13 protein-coding genes are annotated in these 17,635 nt (G+C 35.0%); 4 read left to right on the forward strand and 9 right to left on the reverse strand.

The genetic code is table 11. From position 1 onward, the window contains the following. Positions 1–8: 8 nt before the first annotated feature. Both pheT and recG read right to left on the reverse strand, forming a co-directional pair. Complete coding sequence (gene pheT, locus FS85_RS0109565) at positions 9–2,435, reverse strand: phenylalanine--tRNA ligase subunit beta (protein ID WP_010136015.1); 2,427 nt, start codon at positions 2,433–2,435, stop codon at positions 9–11. A 94-nt stretch (positions 2,436–2,529) separates the two neighbouring features. After that, positions 2,530–4,629, reverse strand: a complete 2,100-nt coding sequence (gene recG / locus FS85_RS0109570; protein WP_010136016.1) for an ATP-dependent DNA helicase RecG — start codon at positions 4,627–4,629, stop codon at positions 2,530–2,532. Positions 4,630–5,019: 390 nt separating this feature from the next. Here recG and FS85_RS0109575 point away from each other — a divergent pair, with 390 nt between their 5' ends. After that, the gene (locus tag FS85_RS0109575; RefSeq protein WP_010136017.1) at positions 5,020–6,228 is read left to right on the forward strand and encodes an RsmB/NOP family class I SAM-dependent RNA methyltransferase; all 1,209 of its coding nucleotides are present in this window, start codon (positions 5,020–5,022) and stop codon (positions 6,226–6,228) included. A gap of 3 nt (positions 6,229–6,231) precedes the next feature. On the opposite strand, the gene FS85_RS0109580 is transcribed toward FS85_RS0109575, so the two are convergent. Then, the gene (locus tag FS85_RS0109580; protein ID WP_010136018.1) at positions 6,232–8,547 is read right to left on the reverse strand and encodes a type IA DNA topoisomerase; all 2,316 of its coding nucleotides are present in this window, start codon (positions 8,545–8,547) and stop codon (positions 6,232–6,234) included. Positions 8,548–8,659: 112 nt separating this feature from the next. On the opposite strand from FS85_RS0109580, the gene FS85_RS0109585 reads away from it, so the two are divergent. Both FS85_RS0109585 and FS85_RS0109590 read left to right on the forward strand, forming a co-directional pair. Further along, positions 8,660–9,811: an MFS transporter gene (locus FS85_RS0109585; RefSeq protein ID WP_010136019.1), complete on the forward strand. Its 1,152-nt coding sequence runs from the start codon at positions 8,660–8,662 to the stop codon at positions 9,809–9,811. A gap of 34 nt (positions 9,812–9,845) precedes the next feature. Then, positions 9,846–10,379 carry a hypothetical protein gene (locus FS85_RS0109590; RefSeq protein ID WP_139062185.1) on the forward strand — a complete coding sequence of 178 codons (534 nt, stop codon included), beginning with the start codon at positions 9,846–9,848 and terminating at the stop codon, positions 10,377–10,379. A 53-nt stretch (positions 10,380–10,432) separates the two neighbouring features. Here FS85_RS0109590 and ytxJ read toward each other — a convergent pair whose 3' ends face one another. The 3 genes from ytxJ to FS85_RS0109605 all read right to left on the reverse strand — a co-directional run bounded on the left by ytxJ (position 10,433) and on the right by FS85_RS0109605 (position 12,628). Next, entirely contained in the window at positions 10,433–10,813 is a 381-nt protein-coding gene (gene ytxJ / locus FS85_RS0109595; RefSeq protein ID WP_010136021.1) for a bacillithiol system redox-active protein YtxJ, read from the reverse strand. A gap of 99 nt (positions 10,814–10,912) precedes the next feature. Further along, entirely contained in the window at positions 10,913–11,830 is a 918-nt protein-coding gene (locus FS85_RS0109600) for a helix-turn-helix domain-containing protein (RefSeq protein WP_202797929.1), read from the reverse strand. A 39-nt stretch (positions 11,831–11,869) separates the two neighbouring features. Next, positions 11,870–12,628, reverse strand: coding sequence for an SDR family NAD(P)-dependent oxidoreductase (locus FS85_RS0109605; RefSeq protein ID WP_010136024.1), 759 nt, complete (start codon positions 12,626–12,628; stop codon positions 11,870–11,872). 267 nt (positions 12,629–12,895) lie between these two features. Here FS85_RS0109605 and clpB point away from each other — a divergent pair, with 267 nt between their 5' ends. Continuing rightward, positions 12,896–15,493 carry an ATP-dependent chaperone ClpB gene (clpB, locus tag FS85_RS0109610; protein WP_010136025.1) on the forward strand — a complete coding sequence of 866 codons (2,598 nt, stop codon included), beginning with the start codon at positions 12,896–12,898 and terminating at the stop codon, positions 15,491–15,493. 62 nt (positions 15,494–15,555) lie between these two features. Here clpB and FS85_RS0109615 read toward each other — a convergent pair whose 3' ends face one another. Genes FS85_RS0109615 through FS85_RS0109625 form a run of 3 tightly spaced genes read right to left on the reverse strand, consistent with a single transcriptional unit; the run spans position 15,556 to position 17,179 of the window. After that, the gene (locus FS85_RS0109615; protein WP_010136026.1) at positions 15,556–15,879 is read right to left on the reverse strand and encodes an antibiotic biosynthesis monooxygenase family protein; all 324 of its coding nucleotides are present in this window, start codon (positions 15,877–15,879) and stop codon (positions 15,556–15,558) included. A gap of 13 nt (positions 15,880–15,892) precedes the next feature. Further along, positions 15,893–16,174 carry a DUF1272 domain-containing protein gene (locus FS85_RS0109620; RefSeq protein ID WP_010136027.1) on the reverse strand — a complete coding sequence of 94 codons (282 nt, stop codon included), beginning with the start codon at positions 16,172–16,174 and terminating at the stop codon, positions 15,893–15,895. 12 nt (positions 16,175–16,186) lie between these two features. Beyond that, positions 16,187–17,179 carry a sensor histidine kinase gene (locus FS85_RS0109625; RefSeq protein WP_010136028.1) on the reverse strand — a complete coding sequence of 331 codons (993 nt, stop codon included), beginning with the start codon at positions 17,177–17,179 and terminating at the stop codon, positions 16,187–16,189. Positions 17,180–17,635 lie beyond the last annotated feature (456 nt).

Here is a 17,635-nt window from a genome sequence, read left to right on the forward strand (position 1 = left end):
TAAATAAACTATCTTAACACAGCTTCAAACTGTTTCTGAAACGAGTTTTGGAGCTTGGTCATTATTTTATCTATCTGTTTGTCTTCTAAGGTTTTGTTCTCGTCTTGTAATACAAAACTCAAAGCGTACGATTTTTTTCCTTCTGGTAATTTATCTCCTTCATATACATCAAACAAATCTACTTCTTTTAACAAATTCTTTTCCGATTGAAAGGCTGCATTGTACAAATCTTTAAACGCTACTTCTTTGTTTAACAACAAGGCTAAATCTCTTTTTACCAAAGGATATTTAGGTAATGGACTTACTTTCATTTTTTTGTTTTGAGATACTTTTAGTACCGTATCCCAATTAAAGTCTGCATAAAAAACAGGCTGTTTAATTCCAAATTCTTTTAGAATTTTAGGACTTACTCTTCCTATATCAACCAAATTCATTTTTCCTAGTCCTAAAGTAATTCCCTCTGCAAACACATCATTTTTTGTTGGAGTAGTTTTTAAATTTTGATGTCCTAATCTTTCTAAAACTCCTATTACAATAGACTTTAAATAATAAAAGTCTGTAGCTTGACTGGCAGAAATCCAAGTTTCTTTTGCTCTGTTTCCAGATACAAATAAAGTCAAATGTTTTGCCTCCTCGTATTTTTCTCCATACTTATGATAGGTTTTACCAAATTCGTAAAATTTGATATCACTGTTTTTTCTATTGATGTTATAAGCAACCGACTCCAATCCACTAAATAACAAAGACTGTCTCATCACAGCCAAATCGCTACTTAACGGGTTTAGCATTTCTACATTGTGCTCTGTATTTAAGTTTTCTGACAATGTTACATAAGATGCTTTGGTTAAAGAATTGGCCATGGTTTCGTTAAACCCTTGAACTCTTAACTGCTCTGCTATGGTGTTTTCTGTTTTTACTCCGTCAAAAATAGAAGGCTCTATAGAAGTGTTTAATTTATGAGAAAATTCTATATTATTATATCCATACACACGTAAAATTTCTTCTACAATATCAGCTTCTCTTTGTACATCAACACGGTAAGAAGGTACTACTAAGCCTAAACCTCCTTCAGTTTCACTATTAATTTTTATTTCTAAAGAAGCTAAAATATTTTTGATGGTATCTTTAGACAATTCCTGCCCTATAATTCTAGCAACATTTTGGTAAGAAACAAAAACTTCAAAATCTTCAATTCTATTAGGATATACCACATCTACATCAGACACTGCTCTACCTCCTGCTACTTCTTGAATTAGCAACGCAGCACGAATCAGTGCGTATTTGGTAATGTTCGGATCGATTCCTCGTTCAAAGCGAAAAGAAGCATCGGTATTAAGTCCATGTCTCTTAGCTGTTTTACGAATAGACACAGGGTTGAAATAAGCTGCTTCTAAAAAGACAGAAGTGGTACGTTCGGTTACTCCAGAATCTAATCCACCTAAAACTCCTGCAATACACATTGGGTTTTCTTCTCCATCACAAATCATTAAATCTTCTTCGTGCAATTCTCGCTCTACTCCATCCAACGTAGTAAACTTAGTTCCGCTAGGCAAGGTGGTTACCGTTACTTTGTTTCCTATAATTTTATTGGCATCAAATGCATGCAAAGGTTGCCCTAGCTCATGCAGTACATAATTAGTCACATCAACTACATTGTTGATAGGCTTTACACCAATAGCTTTTAATCTATTTTGCAACCATTCTGGAGAATCTTCTACACGAACATCTTTAATGGCTACTCCTGCATATTTAGGAGCTTTTTCAAAATCTTTAACATGGATGTCAATTTTTAACAAACGTTCATACACATGAAAGTCACTTACCGATGGAGAAATCAGTTCTTTTTGCACACCTTGTTGTAACAATCCTGCTTTTAAATCTCTTGCTACTCCTAGGTGACTCATCGCATCAGCTCGGTTAGGAGTTAGTCCTATTTCAAAAACTTCATCTACCTCTATATTAAAAACTTCGGCTGCTGGCGTTCCTGGTACTAGAGTATTGTCTAACACCATAATCCCATCATGTCCTGAACCAAGCCCCAGTTCGTCTTCGGCACAAATCATTCCATGGCTTTCTTCTCCTCTTATTTTTCCTTTTTTTATTTTAAAACCTTCTCCATTTTCATCATACAGAGTAGTGCCTACTGTTGCTACAGGTACTTTTTGGCCGGCAGCTACATTAGGTGCCCCACACACCACTTGTATGGGTGTTTCTTTACCTATATTTACAGTAGTTACACTTAGTTTATCTGCATTGGGATGTTTTTCACAAGTCAGTACTTCTCCTACGACAACGCCTACCAAACTTCCTTTTATAGATTCAATTTTTTCAATTCCCTCTACTTCCAATCCAAGATCGGTTAACAATTCACCTGTTTGCTCAGCTTCCCAATCAATTTTGATAAACTGTTTTAACCAATTGTATGATATTTTCATGTGTTCAAAATTCGTTTTCAGTTTGCAAATTTACGACTTCAATTAGCAATGTGCAATTATCCTATCACAATTTAAACGCATCCTAATTTAAGAGCTAACTAATATTTGCCCAAATGCTGGTTCTTTTATGTATTTGTTCATAGGTTTGTTTGATTGGTTTGTTTTTTGGCAATGCTAAATTGGGATCTTCTTGTAACACTAGAACGGCTGTATTTCTGGCCAAATGCAACTCTTTTGAGTCTTTTACTAAATCAGCAATTTTTAAATTTAACACTCCGCTTTGTTGTGTTCCCATTAAATTACCTGGCCCTCTTAATTTCAAATCTACTTCTGCAATTTCAAACCCATCACTGGTTCTAACCATTGTTTCCAAACGTGTTTTAGAATCGTTAGATAACTTTACTCCAGACATTAAAATGCAATAACTCTGATCGGCACCACGACCTACCCTTCCTCGTAACTGATGCAATTGTGACAAACCAAAACGTTCTGCACTTTCTATAATCATTACCGAAGCATTAGGTACATTTACACCTACTTCAATTACTGTAGTAGCTACCATAATCTGCGTTTCACCTTTTACAAAACATTGCATTTCTAACTCTTTATCATCGGGTTTCATTTTTCCGTGCACTATACTAATTCTGTAATCGGGTAAGGGAAATTCTCTCTGAATACTTTCGTAACCATCTTGCAAATCTTTGTAATCCATAGCTTCGGACTCTTCTATCAATGGATAAACAACATATACTTGTCTTCCTTTGGCTATTTCGTCACGCATAAATTTAAAGACACGCAAACGTGCACTGTCAAAACGATGTACTGTTTGCACGGGCTTACGACCTGGAGGCAATTCATCAATTACAGAAACATCCAAATCTCCATAGGCACTCATGGCCAATGTTCTTGGAATTGGAGTTGCAGTCATGATTAGAATATGTGGAGGCAAGGAGTTTTTCATCCACATTTTAGAACGCTGAGCCACACCAAATCTATGTTGCTCATCTATAATAGCCAATCCTAAGTTTTTAAATACCACTTTGTCTTCTAAAATAGCATGTGTGCCTATTAGAATTTGTAAAGAACCTTCTTCTAACGTTTTGTGAATTTCTCTTCGTACTTTGGTTTTGGTAGAGCCCGTTAACAACTGTACCGTAACTCCAAAACCTTGCAACAATTCCGTAATTGCCTGATAATGTTGGGTTGCTAGTATTTCGGTAGGAGCTAATAAAGCTGTTTGAAATCCATTGTCTAAAGCAATTAGCATGGTTAACAAAGCTACAATGGTCTTTCCTGCTCCAACATCCCCCTGCAACAAACGATTCATATGTGCTCCTGTAGCCATGTCGGCTCTTATTTCTTTTAACACTCTTTTTTGAGCTCCGGTTAAGTCGAACTTTAATCCTGATTGGTAAAAAGAATTAAAATACATTCCAATATGCTCAAAAACATAACCTTTTATTTTATCTTTTCTGATAAGCTTGTTACGAATTAGCTGCATTTGAATATAAAAAAATTCTTCAAACTTTAATCGCTTCTGAGCCTTTGCTAAAAGTTCGTGACTTTTGGGAAAATGAATATTTAGTAGTGCTTCTTTTTTACTCATCAGGTCGAGTTCTTTTAAAACTTCTGGTGATAGCGTTTCATGTATGTAAGGAAAAGCTTCTTTTAACAAATGCTCTAGAGCCTTAGAGATAACTTTGTGATTAAACCCTTTGGCACTCATTTTTTCTGTAGATGGATACAGAGCCTGCAAACCAGTCGTTAAACTTTTTTTATAATGTTCTTCTAACTCCATTTCTGGATGAGGCATACTAAATGATCCGTTAAAAAAGTTCAGCTTTCCGTAAATTACATAAGGTTCGTTAATTTTAATGCTAGACTTTAACCATTTGGTGGCACGGAACCAAATTAGCTCTAGAGTTCCCGTATCATCCTTAAATGTAGCCACCAACCTAGAACCTCTTTTTTGTTGTACTTCTTTGATCCCCACCACTACTCCTTTGATTTGAACTTCGCTAGCATTGGGAACCAATTCTCTGATTTTAAAAAACTGAGATTTATCTACATATCGATGCGGAAAAAAATTCAGTAATTGATTGGCTGAAAAAATTCCCATTTCTTTCTGTAGTACCGTAGCTTTGGCCGGTCCTATTCCAGTTAAATAAGTAACAGGTGTATCAAAATCAAACATGAATTTCTTTAGGTTTATGGCATTCTATCAACCATCAAAAATAAGAATTCCTTTTCTTAAATACACATCGCTTTTTTTACTATAAATTGAACAAGTGTTCACTAAAAGAAGAACTGCATCAACTAAACCCAATAACCTTTATGCAGACATAATATTTTAAACTTTTTTTTATTGATTTTAAACAACTAACCTAACATTTCAGAAAAATTATGCCTACATTCGCTAGTACTAAAGTATGATATCATTACATATATTTATTGCTACCCCTTTTATATAACGACCCTAGATTAAGGGCAGTAGTTTACTGCCCTTAGTTGAAAGTCGAGAACTTTTATAGTAGTTAAAGTTCAAAAAACGCTTACCTTTGCACTTCCATTTAGAATATAACGCATGAGACTTCATAGAAATCTAGTATTTACAGTTATTGATTCGTTACACGCAATTTTTAACGAACAAGAATATGCTGATAAAGTTGTACAAAAAGCATTAAAAAAAGACAGTCGCTGGGGAGCCAGAGACCGAAAGTTTGTTGCAGAAACCATTTACGAAATTGTAAGATGGAAACGTTTGTATAACGAAATTGCTGGAACCAAAGACCATTACACACGTGATAATTTATGGAAACTGTTTGCAGTTTGGGCGGTATTAAGAGGAATTGAGTTGCCTGAGTGGAAGTATTTTACTGAAACGCCTGTAAGAAGAATTAAAGGAAAGTTTGATGAACTTCAAAGCCAAAGAGCCATTGCGCAATCTATACCTGATTGGATGGATGATTTGGGAATTAAAGAATTAGGAGAAGAAGTTTGGAGCAAAGAAATCAAAGCACAAAACATTCCTGCATCTGCCATCTTAAGAGTGAATACACTAAGAGGAACCAAACAGCAATTGCAAAGCTTATTAGCCAAAGATGACATTGCTACACAGCCCATTAAAGGTTATCCTTATGCCTTAGAATTAGACGAACGTAAAAACGTATTTACCACAGCTGCTTTTAAAAGTGGTTTGTTTGAAATGCAAGATGCTTCTTCTCAACTAGTGGCTGAATTTCTAGAAGTAGCCCCAGGTATGCGCGTAGTAGATACTTGTGCTGGAGCTGGTGGAAAAACTCTACACATTGCTGCATTAATGGAAAACAAAGGTTCTATTATAGCTACAGACATTTACGGTGGTAAATTAATGGAATTAAAAAAACGTGCCAAAAGAGCAGGTGCATTTAACATTACTACCAAAAAAATAGAATCGACCAAAACGATTAAAAAATTATACAACACTGCAGATCGTGTATTGATTGATGCACCATGTTCTGGTTTGGGAGTCTTAAAAAGAAATCCAGATAGTAAGTGGAAATTACAACCCGAGTTTTTCGAAAACATCAAGCAAGTACAGGCAGAAATCTTAGATCGCTACAGCAAAATTGTAAAAACAGGAGGAAAAGTAGTTTATGCTACTTGTTCTATTTTTCCTAGTGAAAACCAACAACAGGTTGAATTCTTTCTAGCCAACAATCCAAATTTTAAACTTGTTAAAGACAATAAAATCTTAGCCTCAGAATCTGGCTACGACGGATTTTATATGGCTCTTCTAGAGAGAGTAGAATAAAAATTAAGACGTTAATATGTTCCAAACCAATTCTTTTGTTAAGGGTTGGTTTTTTGCTTTTTCTTTGATGGTAACAAAATCCATTTTAAAATCGCAACCCGTTTTGTATTCCGAACATCCGTAAGCAGTAGCACCTTTTAATATGGTTCCTTTTTTACATTTTGGACACATCAAAACCTCGGGTACTTTTTGGGCTTCAGTTTTGTTTTTTTTAGGGACTTTAGGCTTCAATTTTAACTGAAAATCTTTATCAAAAACAACTGTACCTTCTACTTTTTTATCCTTTTGTTCAAAACCTTTTAGGTTTACCGTACTTCCTTTGCTTAACAAACGAACAAATTGATTTTCTGATATTTTTTTTCCTAAATATTCGAATGGTAAAATAAAATTACAATTCTCATTGTATTTGCTACATCCATAAGCTTTGCTGCCTTTTAAAAGCTGTCCTTCTTTGCATTTAGGACACGATTTTCCAACAACCCCTTGGGTTTCTTTTTGAATAGCCTGTACTTCTTTCTTACTTGCCACATCTACCTGAATAGGTCTATAATTGGACAAACGCACCTCTACCACCAAATCATCTACCATCTGTTTCATATTTCTTATAAACGTCCCTGCGTGGTAAGTTCCTCTTTCAATATCTTTTAATTGCTTTTCCCATTCCCCTGTTAATCTTGCTGATTTTAACAATTTATTTTGAATAGTATCAATCAATTGAATTCCTGTAGACGTAGGTAAAATTTGTTTTTTATTACGTTCTATATAATTTCTTTTAAACAAGGTTTCTATAATACTTGCTCTGGTTGAGGGTCTTCCTATTCCATTTTCTTTCATCAAGTCTCTCAACTCATCATCTTTTACCTGCTTTCCTGCCGTCTCCATAGCTCTTAACAAAGTTGCTTCGGTATATTGCTTTGGAGGCTTGGTTTCTTTTTCTAAAAAAGAAGGTTTATGCACACCCGATTCTCCTTTTACAAAAGTGGGCATTACTTTATCGTCTTCTGTTTTTTTTGCTGTTGATTGATTTTGTTCTGCTGTTTTAAAAACCACTCTCCAACCTTCGGTTAAAATTTCTTTTCCTGTGGTTTTAAAACCTATTTTTTCTACTTCTGCCAATACAGTTGTGTTAGACACATCACTATCTGGATAAAAAACTGCAATGAATCTACGAGTAATAATGTCGTATACTTTTTGTGCATTGGCATGCAAGGGCACTTCTACTCCTGTAGGAATAATAGCATGATGATCTGTTACTTTTTTATCGTTAAAAACCTTGATGGATTTTTTGATTTTTTTCTCTGCTAAAACTGGAGCTGTTAAGGTTTGATAACGACTTAATTTTGATAAAATACCTCTTACTTTTGGATACAAATCATTAGGTAAAAAAGTAGTATCAACCCTAGGATACGTAACTACTTTTTGCTCGTACAATCCTTGGGTAAGCTTTAAGGTTTCATCGGCTGTAAAGCCAAACTTATTATTGCAATAAACTTGCAACCCTGTTAAATCGAACAGTTTGGGAGCATATTCTTTTCCCTTTTTTTTAAGAACGGATGTTATTTCTAAAGGTTTGTCTTTAATTAACGCTAAAGTTTGTTCTCCGTCTTCTTTTTTTAAATAACGTCCTTGTTCGTTGTTAAAAATGGTATCTCTGTACAAGGTCTGAATTTCCCAGTACGGTTGGGGCTTAAAGTTTTGTATTTCTAAAAAACGTTTTACAACCATGGCTAAGGTTGGAGTTTGCACTCTACCTACAGACAGCACTTGTTTGTCTCTTCCGTATTTAAGAGTGTACAAACGCGTTGCATTCATTCCCAACAACCAATCTCCTATTGCTCTAGAACTTCCTGCATAATACAGGTTATCGTATTTTTCTGCGGGTATTAATTTCTCAAATCCTTCTTTAATAGCTTCTGTGGTAAGTGATGAAATCCACAAACGCTCCACTTTGCCTTTGTATCCTGCTTGGTTGATTACCCAACGCTGAATCAATTCTCCTTCTTGTCCTGCATCGCCACAATTAATTACTACATCTGCTTTACTAAATAGAAATTTAATGGTATTGAATTGCTTCTGAACTCCCTTGTCTTCCATTACCTTTACTTCAAAACGTTCAGGAAGCATGGGTAAAGTGTCTAAATTCCAACTTCGCCAATGAGGTTTGTATTCGTGCGGAGCATACAACCCACACAAATGTCCAAAAGTCCATGTTACTTGATATCCATTTCCTTCATAATATCCATCACAACGAAGATTAGCTCCTAAAACAGCAGCTATTTCTTTGGCAACACTTGGTTTTTCGGCAATACAAACTTTCATAAAAAAGAGGCTTCTTTTTTTGGATAGGGAACAAATATACTACAAAAGTTTTTCTAGTTTAGAGAAAGATATTCACAGTTTCACGACTATGGATATTTAAACTTTTTTAGAAATGAACAAACCCCTTATACTCTGTCTTATTGTACTAAGTCAGTTTTTTGGTACCTCTCTTTGGTTTAGTAGCAATGCCGTGCTTTTCTCTATTGCAGAATACCATCATTTAGAAAATTCGGATTTGCTAGCGAACCTAACCATTGCTACGCAAGTAGGTTTTATTTTAGGGAGTTTGTTGTTTGCTTTTTTTAGCATAGCAGACAGATACAAAGCTAACTGGGTGTTTAGCGGTAGTATTTTACTTGCTGCTTTGTTCAATACTTGTATCACCCTTCCTGAACTAACGTTTAATTGGATTTTTGCCTTTCGCTTTTTGACTGGTTTTTTTCTTGCAGGAGTGTATCCGGTGGGCATGAAAATTGCTGCATATTTTTTTCCTAAAAAAGTTAGCAATGCTCTTGGTGTTTTGGTAGGTGCTTTGGTTTTAGGAACCGCTTTCCCTCATTTTGTAGCTAGTTTTCAAATAGACTTGTCTTGGAAAGCAGTTATTTTTACAAGCTCAATTCTCGGAATTTTAGGAAGTTTTTTAATGATTGGTTTGTCAACACCAACAAACAGCAACTTAACTCGACTAGACATGACTCTACTTCCTAAACTCTTTAAAAAACAAGATTTTAGAGCCGCAAGTTGGGGTTATTTTGGTCATATGTGGGAATTGTACACCTTTTGGACATTTGTGCCTTTGCTTATTTCTAAATTTGCTCAACAACAAAACTCAACAGTCAATACTTCTTTCCTTTCTTTTATCACCATAAGTGCAGGTGCTTTGGGTTGTGTATTCGCTGGAAAACTTGCATTGAATTTAGGAACACTAAAAGTTACCCGATGGGCTTTGTTTGCTTCATTTTTTTGTTGCTTGTTAGCTCCAATAAGTTTGTATTTCCCTACAGAATTGTTTTGTGTTTTTTTAGTTTTTTGGGGGCTTGTCGTGGTAGCAGACTCTCCTTTATTATCAACACTTATCAACCAAAACTCAATACCCAACTACAACGGAACTGCATTAACCATTTCTACCAGTATCGGTTTTATGATTACAATTGTTAGCATTGCCCTTTTTAACTATGCAATGCAATACTTTACAATTCCTTTCGTTTTTGTATTACTTGCACTGGGGCCTTTAATTAGTATTTGGGCTTTGCCTAAAAAATAAGTATCTTATAGTTATGGGCTTATTATCTAAAATTATGTCTAAAGTATATCTTATTTTTCTATGTTGTTCTAACTTGTTGTTTTCTCAAGAAGTTCCTAAAGATTGTTTGTTGATTGTTAAAGAGAACCATTGGAAAATGAACTTTGTTATGCCTGTAAAAAAAAGCAACAACGCAGAACTTAATGATTTACAAGCTATTGAAAAAGCTATTACCAATTCTCCTTTTGTTCAAGGATACAAGTACAAAATTGATTTAAAATATATAGAAAAAATTGCTCCAGTTCCTAGTTTAGAATCTTTACTTCCTCTTAGCAAAACATCGTTTTTAGACACGGATTTGTTTCCCAACCTAAACAGTAACTTGCATTTAAACGGAAGTGTAAACATAAACGGAATTACACAACTCATCACCCTAAAAGGAGATTTAAACAAATACGATGGTAAATACCTGCTACAAATAAGTTATCATATTGGTACAGAACAAAGTTATCTACCTAAAATTGTACATCAGCGAGTGCAAGAAGGATTGGGACTAATTCTAAAAATAAACCTAGAACGTTCTAAATAAAAAGAGCAACAAATATAAACTTGCTGCTCTTCTGCTTTATTGATCTTTATTTTTTAAAAACTCAATTCTAGAATTCCATAATGAGAATCGTGCTGCTTTACCTTTCCGTCTTTTAAAAAGATAGCTTGTGGAGATTGATGTACAATTTCAAACTTTTCGGCAATGGCATTAGACACATCTCTGTTTGCAATTAAATCTAAATAATACAGTTTATACGTATCACTAGCTCCTACTTGATTTTTAAAACGATTTAATACACTAGAACTAATACTACAACGTGTGCTGTGTTTAAAAATTACAACTTCTTGCGTTTTAGATTCCTCTATCAGGGTTTCTAATTGAGCAACATCTACCAAAGGATGCCAAGTTGTTTCTGAACTTTCCTTTGATGCATCTGATTTGTTGTTTCCTAAAAATTTATTAAATAATCCCATCTATTTTAGTTGTTTTGTTAATTGTCTTTTTACAAAGATTAAAAATTAAGTCGAAACAAAACCTGTTGCTTACAACAAACTAAGTCTTAAAACAATGTTTTAATTGCACTGTGTTCTAAATTCTAGCGGAGACATTTGGGTCTTTTTTTTAAATAATTTATGAAAAGACGATGGGTGTCCAAACCCCAAATCATAAGCTATCTGACTAACAGATAATTGGGTATTTGCCAACTGTTCTTTGGCTAGTGAAATTACGCTAGCATGTATGTGCTGCAAAGCACTCATACCTGTTACTGAAGTTAACAAGCTACTTAAATAACTTGGAGATAAACAAACAGCTTCTGCTAATTGCTCTACAGTAGGCAACCCTTTTTCTAATCCCTTGGCTTCTTTGAAATAAGTTGCTAGCCAAAGCTCTACTTTTTCAATAATTTGATGATTGGATTTGTTTCTAGTAAGAAACTGTCTTTGATAAAATCGTTCGGCATAATTAAGCAACAACTCTAAATGAGCTACTATAATTTTTTGACTAAAAGGGTCTAAATTGCCCTGATATTCTTGTTCAATACTTTTGAAAAGTGTAACTACTTGGGCTTCTTCTTTTAACGACACGAACAGAGCTTCGTGGGTAGTATAATTAAAAAAATCATACGATTTTATTTTTTTTACCAATGCTGTCTTCCAAAAAAAGTCGGGATGTATTAACAATAACCAACCTGAAGGTTTTAGATGAGTCTCCACTTTTAAATTGGGATTGTGCTCCATGCTTAGCACCTGATTGGGTGCTATAAAAGTCATCACTCCTTCATTAAAATCATAGGTTTGCTGACCGTAATAAAACTTGTACGGAACATTCCTCTTTAGTCCAATAACATAATATTCGTGCTTTAATTTCCAACTTTCCCAATCTTTTGGATAAGCAATTTGGTTGTACGCTACCAAACTGATAAGAGGATGTTCCGGAGCAGGCAAATTGGCAAAGCTATGGTAGTCGCTAATAGTTTTAAAATGGTTCAATTTTTCCAAGTTTTTTTATTGACTAATTTATAAAAACATTTACAGTAACATTCCTCCTGAAACTTCTATACGTTGCCCATTGATCCAGTTTGCTTTCTCCGAACATAAAAAAGCAACCACACCACCAACATCTTCTGCCTCACCTACTCTTCCCAAAGCTGTAATATTTTTAATGATTGTTCTTTTCGCTTCGTTATCTCTATTTGCTCCGTTCCCAAAATCGGTGGCAATAGCTCCTGGAGCAACCACATTGGATCTTATTTTTCTATCACCCAATTCTTTGGCTAAGTAACGTGTAAACACTTCTACCCCACCTTTCATTATTGCATAAGCAGAAGCACCAGGAAAACTGAATCTTGTTAACCCACTAGAAATATTTACAATACTTCCCCCTTGATTTATATAAGGAATAGCGGCTTGGGTAAGAAAATAAACACTTTTTAAGTGAATTTGAAACATTTCATCAAAATCTATTGCTTGGGTTTGCTCAATCGTTTTGTTTAAGCCTGTCCCTGCATTGTTGATAAGGAAATCAAAATTAGGATGTCCATTTTCTTTTTGTAAAAATGCCGTAACTTCTGCCAGCAATTCTCTACCCGACAACGGATTGTTAGCATGGTAAACAAACGCTTTGGCTTTAACTCCCAAAGCTTCTATTTCGGTAATTACCTCATCAGCTTTGTTTTGATTGCTATGGTAAGTAAAAAGAATGGTAACTCCTTCTTTGGCTAAATTCAAAGCCATATCTTTTCCTAGACCTCTGCTTGCTCCTGTAATAAATGCAATTTTGTTTTTCATCTTACTAAATTTTAAAAGTTCTATGTTGTAAAACTAGTCCGATAGGTTGTAACTATTGTTTCCATATTTGGGTTTGTTGTGTCCATATCTTCGTCTTTACTTTTTTATTACGATGTAGCACAAAATGTCATCTAAACCCAATAAAATCAAGACATTTTGTCTTTATTCACGTCAAAATTTCAGCTTTATAATTTGGGAATAGGAATTGCTTATTGGCAAGTGTAAATAGCTATTTTAAAAAGTAAAAAAAATTAAAAACCTCAAGACATGAATTTTAACAATTATACCATAAAATCACAAGAGGTTGTGCAACAATCTCAACAAATTGCCCAAGGGTTTGGGCATCAACAAATAGAAAATACTCACTTGCTAAAAGCCATTTTAGAAGTAGATGAAAACGTTACTCCATTTTTGTTAAAAAAGTTACAAGTCCCCGTAAACTTATTAACACAAGTGTTAGAAAAAAACTTGCAAAGCTTTGCCAAGGTGCAAGGAGGACAAATTGGTCTATCTCCAACAGCTGCACGTACGTTGACAGATGCAAGCAATATTGCCAAAAAAATGGACGATGAGTATGTATCTATAGAACATTTATTACTGGCATTGTTAAACAACAAAGATACTGTTAGCAACCTTTTAAAAGATCAAGGTGTTACCGAAAAAGCATTGAAAGCTGCCATTGATGAGATTAGAAAAGGACAAAAAGTAACGTCGCAAAGTGCCGAAGAAACCTACAATGCACTAAACAAATACGCAAAAGATTTAAACAAACTAGCCAGTACTGGTAAACTGGACCCTGTGATTGGTAGAGACGAAGAAATTCGTAGAATTTTGCAAATTTTATCGCGTAGAACCAAAAACAACCCAATGTTAATTGGTGAACCTGGAGTAGGAAAAACAGCCATTGCCGAAGGACTAGCGCACCGAATTGTAAAAGGCGATGTGCCTGAAAACCTAAAGAACAAACAAGTGTTTTCTTTAGATATGGGAGCTCTAATTGCGGGTGCCAAATACAAAGGAGAATTTGAAGAACGTTTAAAATCTGTAGTAAAAGAAGTGACTTCTGCCGAAGGAGACATTGTATTGTTTATTGATGAAATCCACACTTTGGTGGGTGCAGGTGGTGGTGAAGGTGCTATGGATGCTGCCAACATTCTAAAACCCGCTTTGGCCAGAGGAGAACTAAGAGCAATTGGTGCCACTACCTTAGATGAATATCAAAAGTATTTTGAAAAAGACAAAGCTTTGGAAAGACGTTTTCAAAAAGTAGTGGTAGATGAACCAGATACTGAAAGTGCGATTTCTATATTGCGTGGTATTAAAGAAAAATACGAAGCACATCATAAAATTCAAATTAAAGATGCGGCTATTATTGCAGCAGTAGAACTAAGTCAGCGATATATCACCTCTCGTTTTTTGCCCGACAAAGCTATTGATTTAATGGATGAAGCAGCAGCAAAAATGCGTATGGAAATCAACTCTAAACCCGAGGAATTGGATGTATTGGACAGAAAAATTATGCAGCTAGAAATAGAGATAGAAGCCATCAAAAGAGAAAAAGATGAAAACAAACTAAGCTATCTGCGTAAGGATTTGGCCAATATCAAAGAGGAAAGAGATAGTATTTATACCCAGTGGAAATCTGAAAAAGAGGTGGTAGATCAAATTCAAAGTGTTAAAGACGAGATTGATCAATACAAACATCAGGCAGAAAAAGCAGAACGAGACGGAGATTACGGTTTGGTTGCTGAATTAAGATATGGTAAAATAAAAGAAGCTCAGGAACGCTTAGAAGCAGCACAACAAACACTTAACGAAAAGCAAGAAAACAGTTTGGTAAAAGAAGAAGTTACCGAAGATGACATTGCCGAAGTGGTTGCTAAATGGACAGGAGTGCCCGTACAAAAAATGTTGCAAAGCGAACGTGAAAAATTACTAAAGCTAGAAGAGGAATTGCACCTAAGAGTTGTGGGACAAGAGGATGCCATAGAAGCGGTATCGGATGCAGTAAGAAGATCGAGAGCAGGATTGCAAGATGCCAGAAAACCTTTGGGAACTTTTTTATTCTTAGGAACTACGGGAGTTGGTAAAACAGAGTTGGCCAAAGCGTTGGCAGAATATTTGTTTGATGATGAAAATGCGTTGACAAGAATAGATATGAGTGAGTATCAAGAACGTCATTCGGTAAGTAGATTGGTGGGAGCACCTCCTGGATATGTTGGGTACGATGAAGGTGGGCAATTGACCGAGGCTGTAAGACGTAAACCTTACTCTGTAGTTTTGCTAGACGAGATTGAAAAGGCTCATCCAGATACGTTTAACATTTTGTTACAGGTACTGGATGAAGGAAGATTGACAGACAACAAAGGACGTTTGGCTGACTTTAAAAACACTATTATTATCATGACATCCAATATGGGGGCTGAGATTATTCAGGAACGATTTGATAAGGTTAAAGATCAAGACAGAGAAAAGGCTGCCACACAAGCAAAAGGAGAAGTGTTGCAAAATTTAAAACAAATTGTAAGGCCAGAATTCATTAACCGTATTGATGAGATTGTAATGTTTACTCCGTTAAATCTAAATGAGATTGCACAGATTGTAGACTTGCATTTAAATGGATTAACTGATTTGTTACGCAACAAAGAGATTACACTAGAAGCTACGGAAGATGCTAAAATTGCCTTGGCTAAAAAAGGATTTGATCCTGAATTTGGTGCAAGACCTGTAAAAAGAGTGATTCAAAAACAAGTATTAAACTTATTATCTAAAGAAATTCTAGCAGGTAAAATAACCAACAAAAGCCGTGTTATTTTAGATGCTGTAGACGAACAACTTTTTTTTAGAAACGGAGATTTGGTGTAACCTATTTGTTTTAAAGACAGTAAAACCACTTTTAACCAATTTAAAAGTGGTTTTCTTTTGCTTTAAAGACTAAAAAATTCGTAGTCTCTTTCTACTTTACAGATTCTAGTTTTGTAGTGTTTGTACCATTCCGATTTGCCTTTTTCTTGTGCTATTATATGCTGCGAGTGTTGTTTCCATGCCTGAATGGCCTCTAAACTTTTCCAGTAAGAAACCGTAATTCCTATTTCGTTTCTGGCACTTTCTATGCCTAAAAACCCCTTTTGTTCTTGTGCTATGTTTATAAGTGTTTCTGCCATAGCATTGTACTGGGGAGTATTGTTTCTTTTAATGGAGGTAAAAATTACAGCATAGTAAGGAACTTGTGGAGTGTTAGCAATTTTCATTTATATTTTCTTTTTATCTATTTTCAGGGAGCTTATTTTTGTTTTTTGCCAAGTACTTATTGTGAATAACTGGCTTGTGTATTTTTTCTTTTTTTACAGGATGTTTTAGCAAGTTTGCTTTGGGTCTAATGGGTCTTGGCTGAAAGCCTCCACCGCAATTAGGACACACGTTGTGCAGTAGCTGTTCTACACAATCTTTACAAAAAGTACATTCGTAAGAACAGATTCTGGCTTGCGTACTGTTGTAAGGTAGTTCTTTTTCGCAATGTTCACAAGTGGTTCTTATTTGTAGCATACGGATCAAGGCTTATTTAGGGCAGCTCATTACAAACTTGGTTCCTAGTTTTCCATCAGAGATAACTTCTACGTTGCCCTCGTGTTTTTCTACAATCTTTTTTACAATAGACAAGCCAATACCAGTGCTTTCGTATGTATCTCTATCGTTTAGGGTTTGAAAAACTTCGAATATTTTTTGATGGTATTTGGGATCTATTCCGGGTCCGTTGTCTTGGAAGGTAATAAAGTATTTGTCGTTGGTTTCTATAGAAGAGATGACGAGCTCACAAACAGGTTTGTCGTTATATTTAACTGCGTTGCTTATTAAATTGGCTACTACCTGAGACAATTGCAAACGGTCTCCTTTAACAACAGGCAACTGGTTTTTTACAGTACAATTTAGGTTTGTGTTGTTTTGATATTCTTCTAACTCATCAATTACTATCTCGTGAAGGTTTACGGATTCTTTTTTGATATTTCCTATTCTAGAATAATGAAGTATTCCTGTAATTAAGCTTTCTAAACGCTCTATACGTCCTTGCATAAAGTCTAAATGCTTATATACATCTTCGGTTTTTCCTGCTTGCAAGTCTTCTTTAATAAAAGTAGCCAAGCTAGAAATTCCGCGTAAAGGAGCTTTAAGGTCGTGGGAGGTGATGTAGGCAAACTGTTCTAACTCTTCGTTTTTTAGTTCTGTATCGTCTAGATTTTGGTGCAATTGTTTAAGTTTTGTAAAGCTATCTAGTCCTGTACTTACCACTAAAAACACAAACAAAGACCCCATAAAAAAAATGGCTCCGGAAAGAATGGCTAATAGTTCTGTTTTGCCTAATACAACCACTAAGGCCACACCTATGTAACCCACAAAGAAGATTAGCATTAAAACTCTTAGCTTTTTCCAGTTGCTTTGTAGGTTGTTGTCTGATAAAAGGCGAAATATTTTTTGGGTATAACGAGCACTTAGCAAAATAATAATGGCTCCTGATAAAACTAAGCCTGTAATGATGTAATCATAGAAGTCCATAGTATGCAGTTTTTAAGGGATAGAATTTTTGGGGTACTGAGCAATCTTTGACCTTTCTGATAAAAATACTATTTTTGTTTGATATTGGTTTGTTTTCTTACTTATTATCTGCTTGTTTTTTTAGATATTTGGACTACTTTTTGAAACACAATATTTTAGCGGCTTTGTTTTTGTTTGGTTTTTGCTTTTTATACACTGTCTTTGCCGTTTTTTGATTTGGGTAAGCATAACAAAGCTACCTTTATGGACTTTTATAAAACAGGATGTTTGTTTGTAGTATTGCCTTTAAAGATTCTTAAATTACGATACTAAAACCGCCAATTGCATTGCCATTATTTTTAATTACATTGCTAGAACCACAAATGTAATTGCAACTTTTTTATTTTACATTGCCACATTCTTATTTGTGTTTGTCTTATTTACTTGTGAGATTGCCATTATTTTGTTTTGCGTTGC

The organism is Ochrovirga pacifica, assembly GCF_000220525.1.
Classification (GTDB): domain Bacteria; phylum Bacteroidota; class Bacteroidia; order Flavobacteriales; family Flavobacteriaceae; genus Ochrovirga; species Ochrovirga pacifica.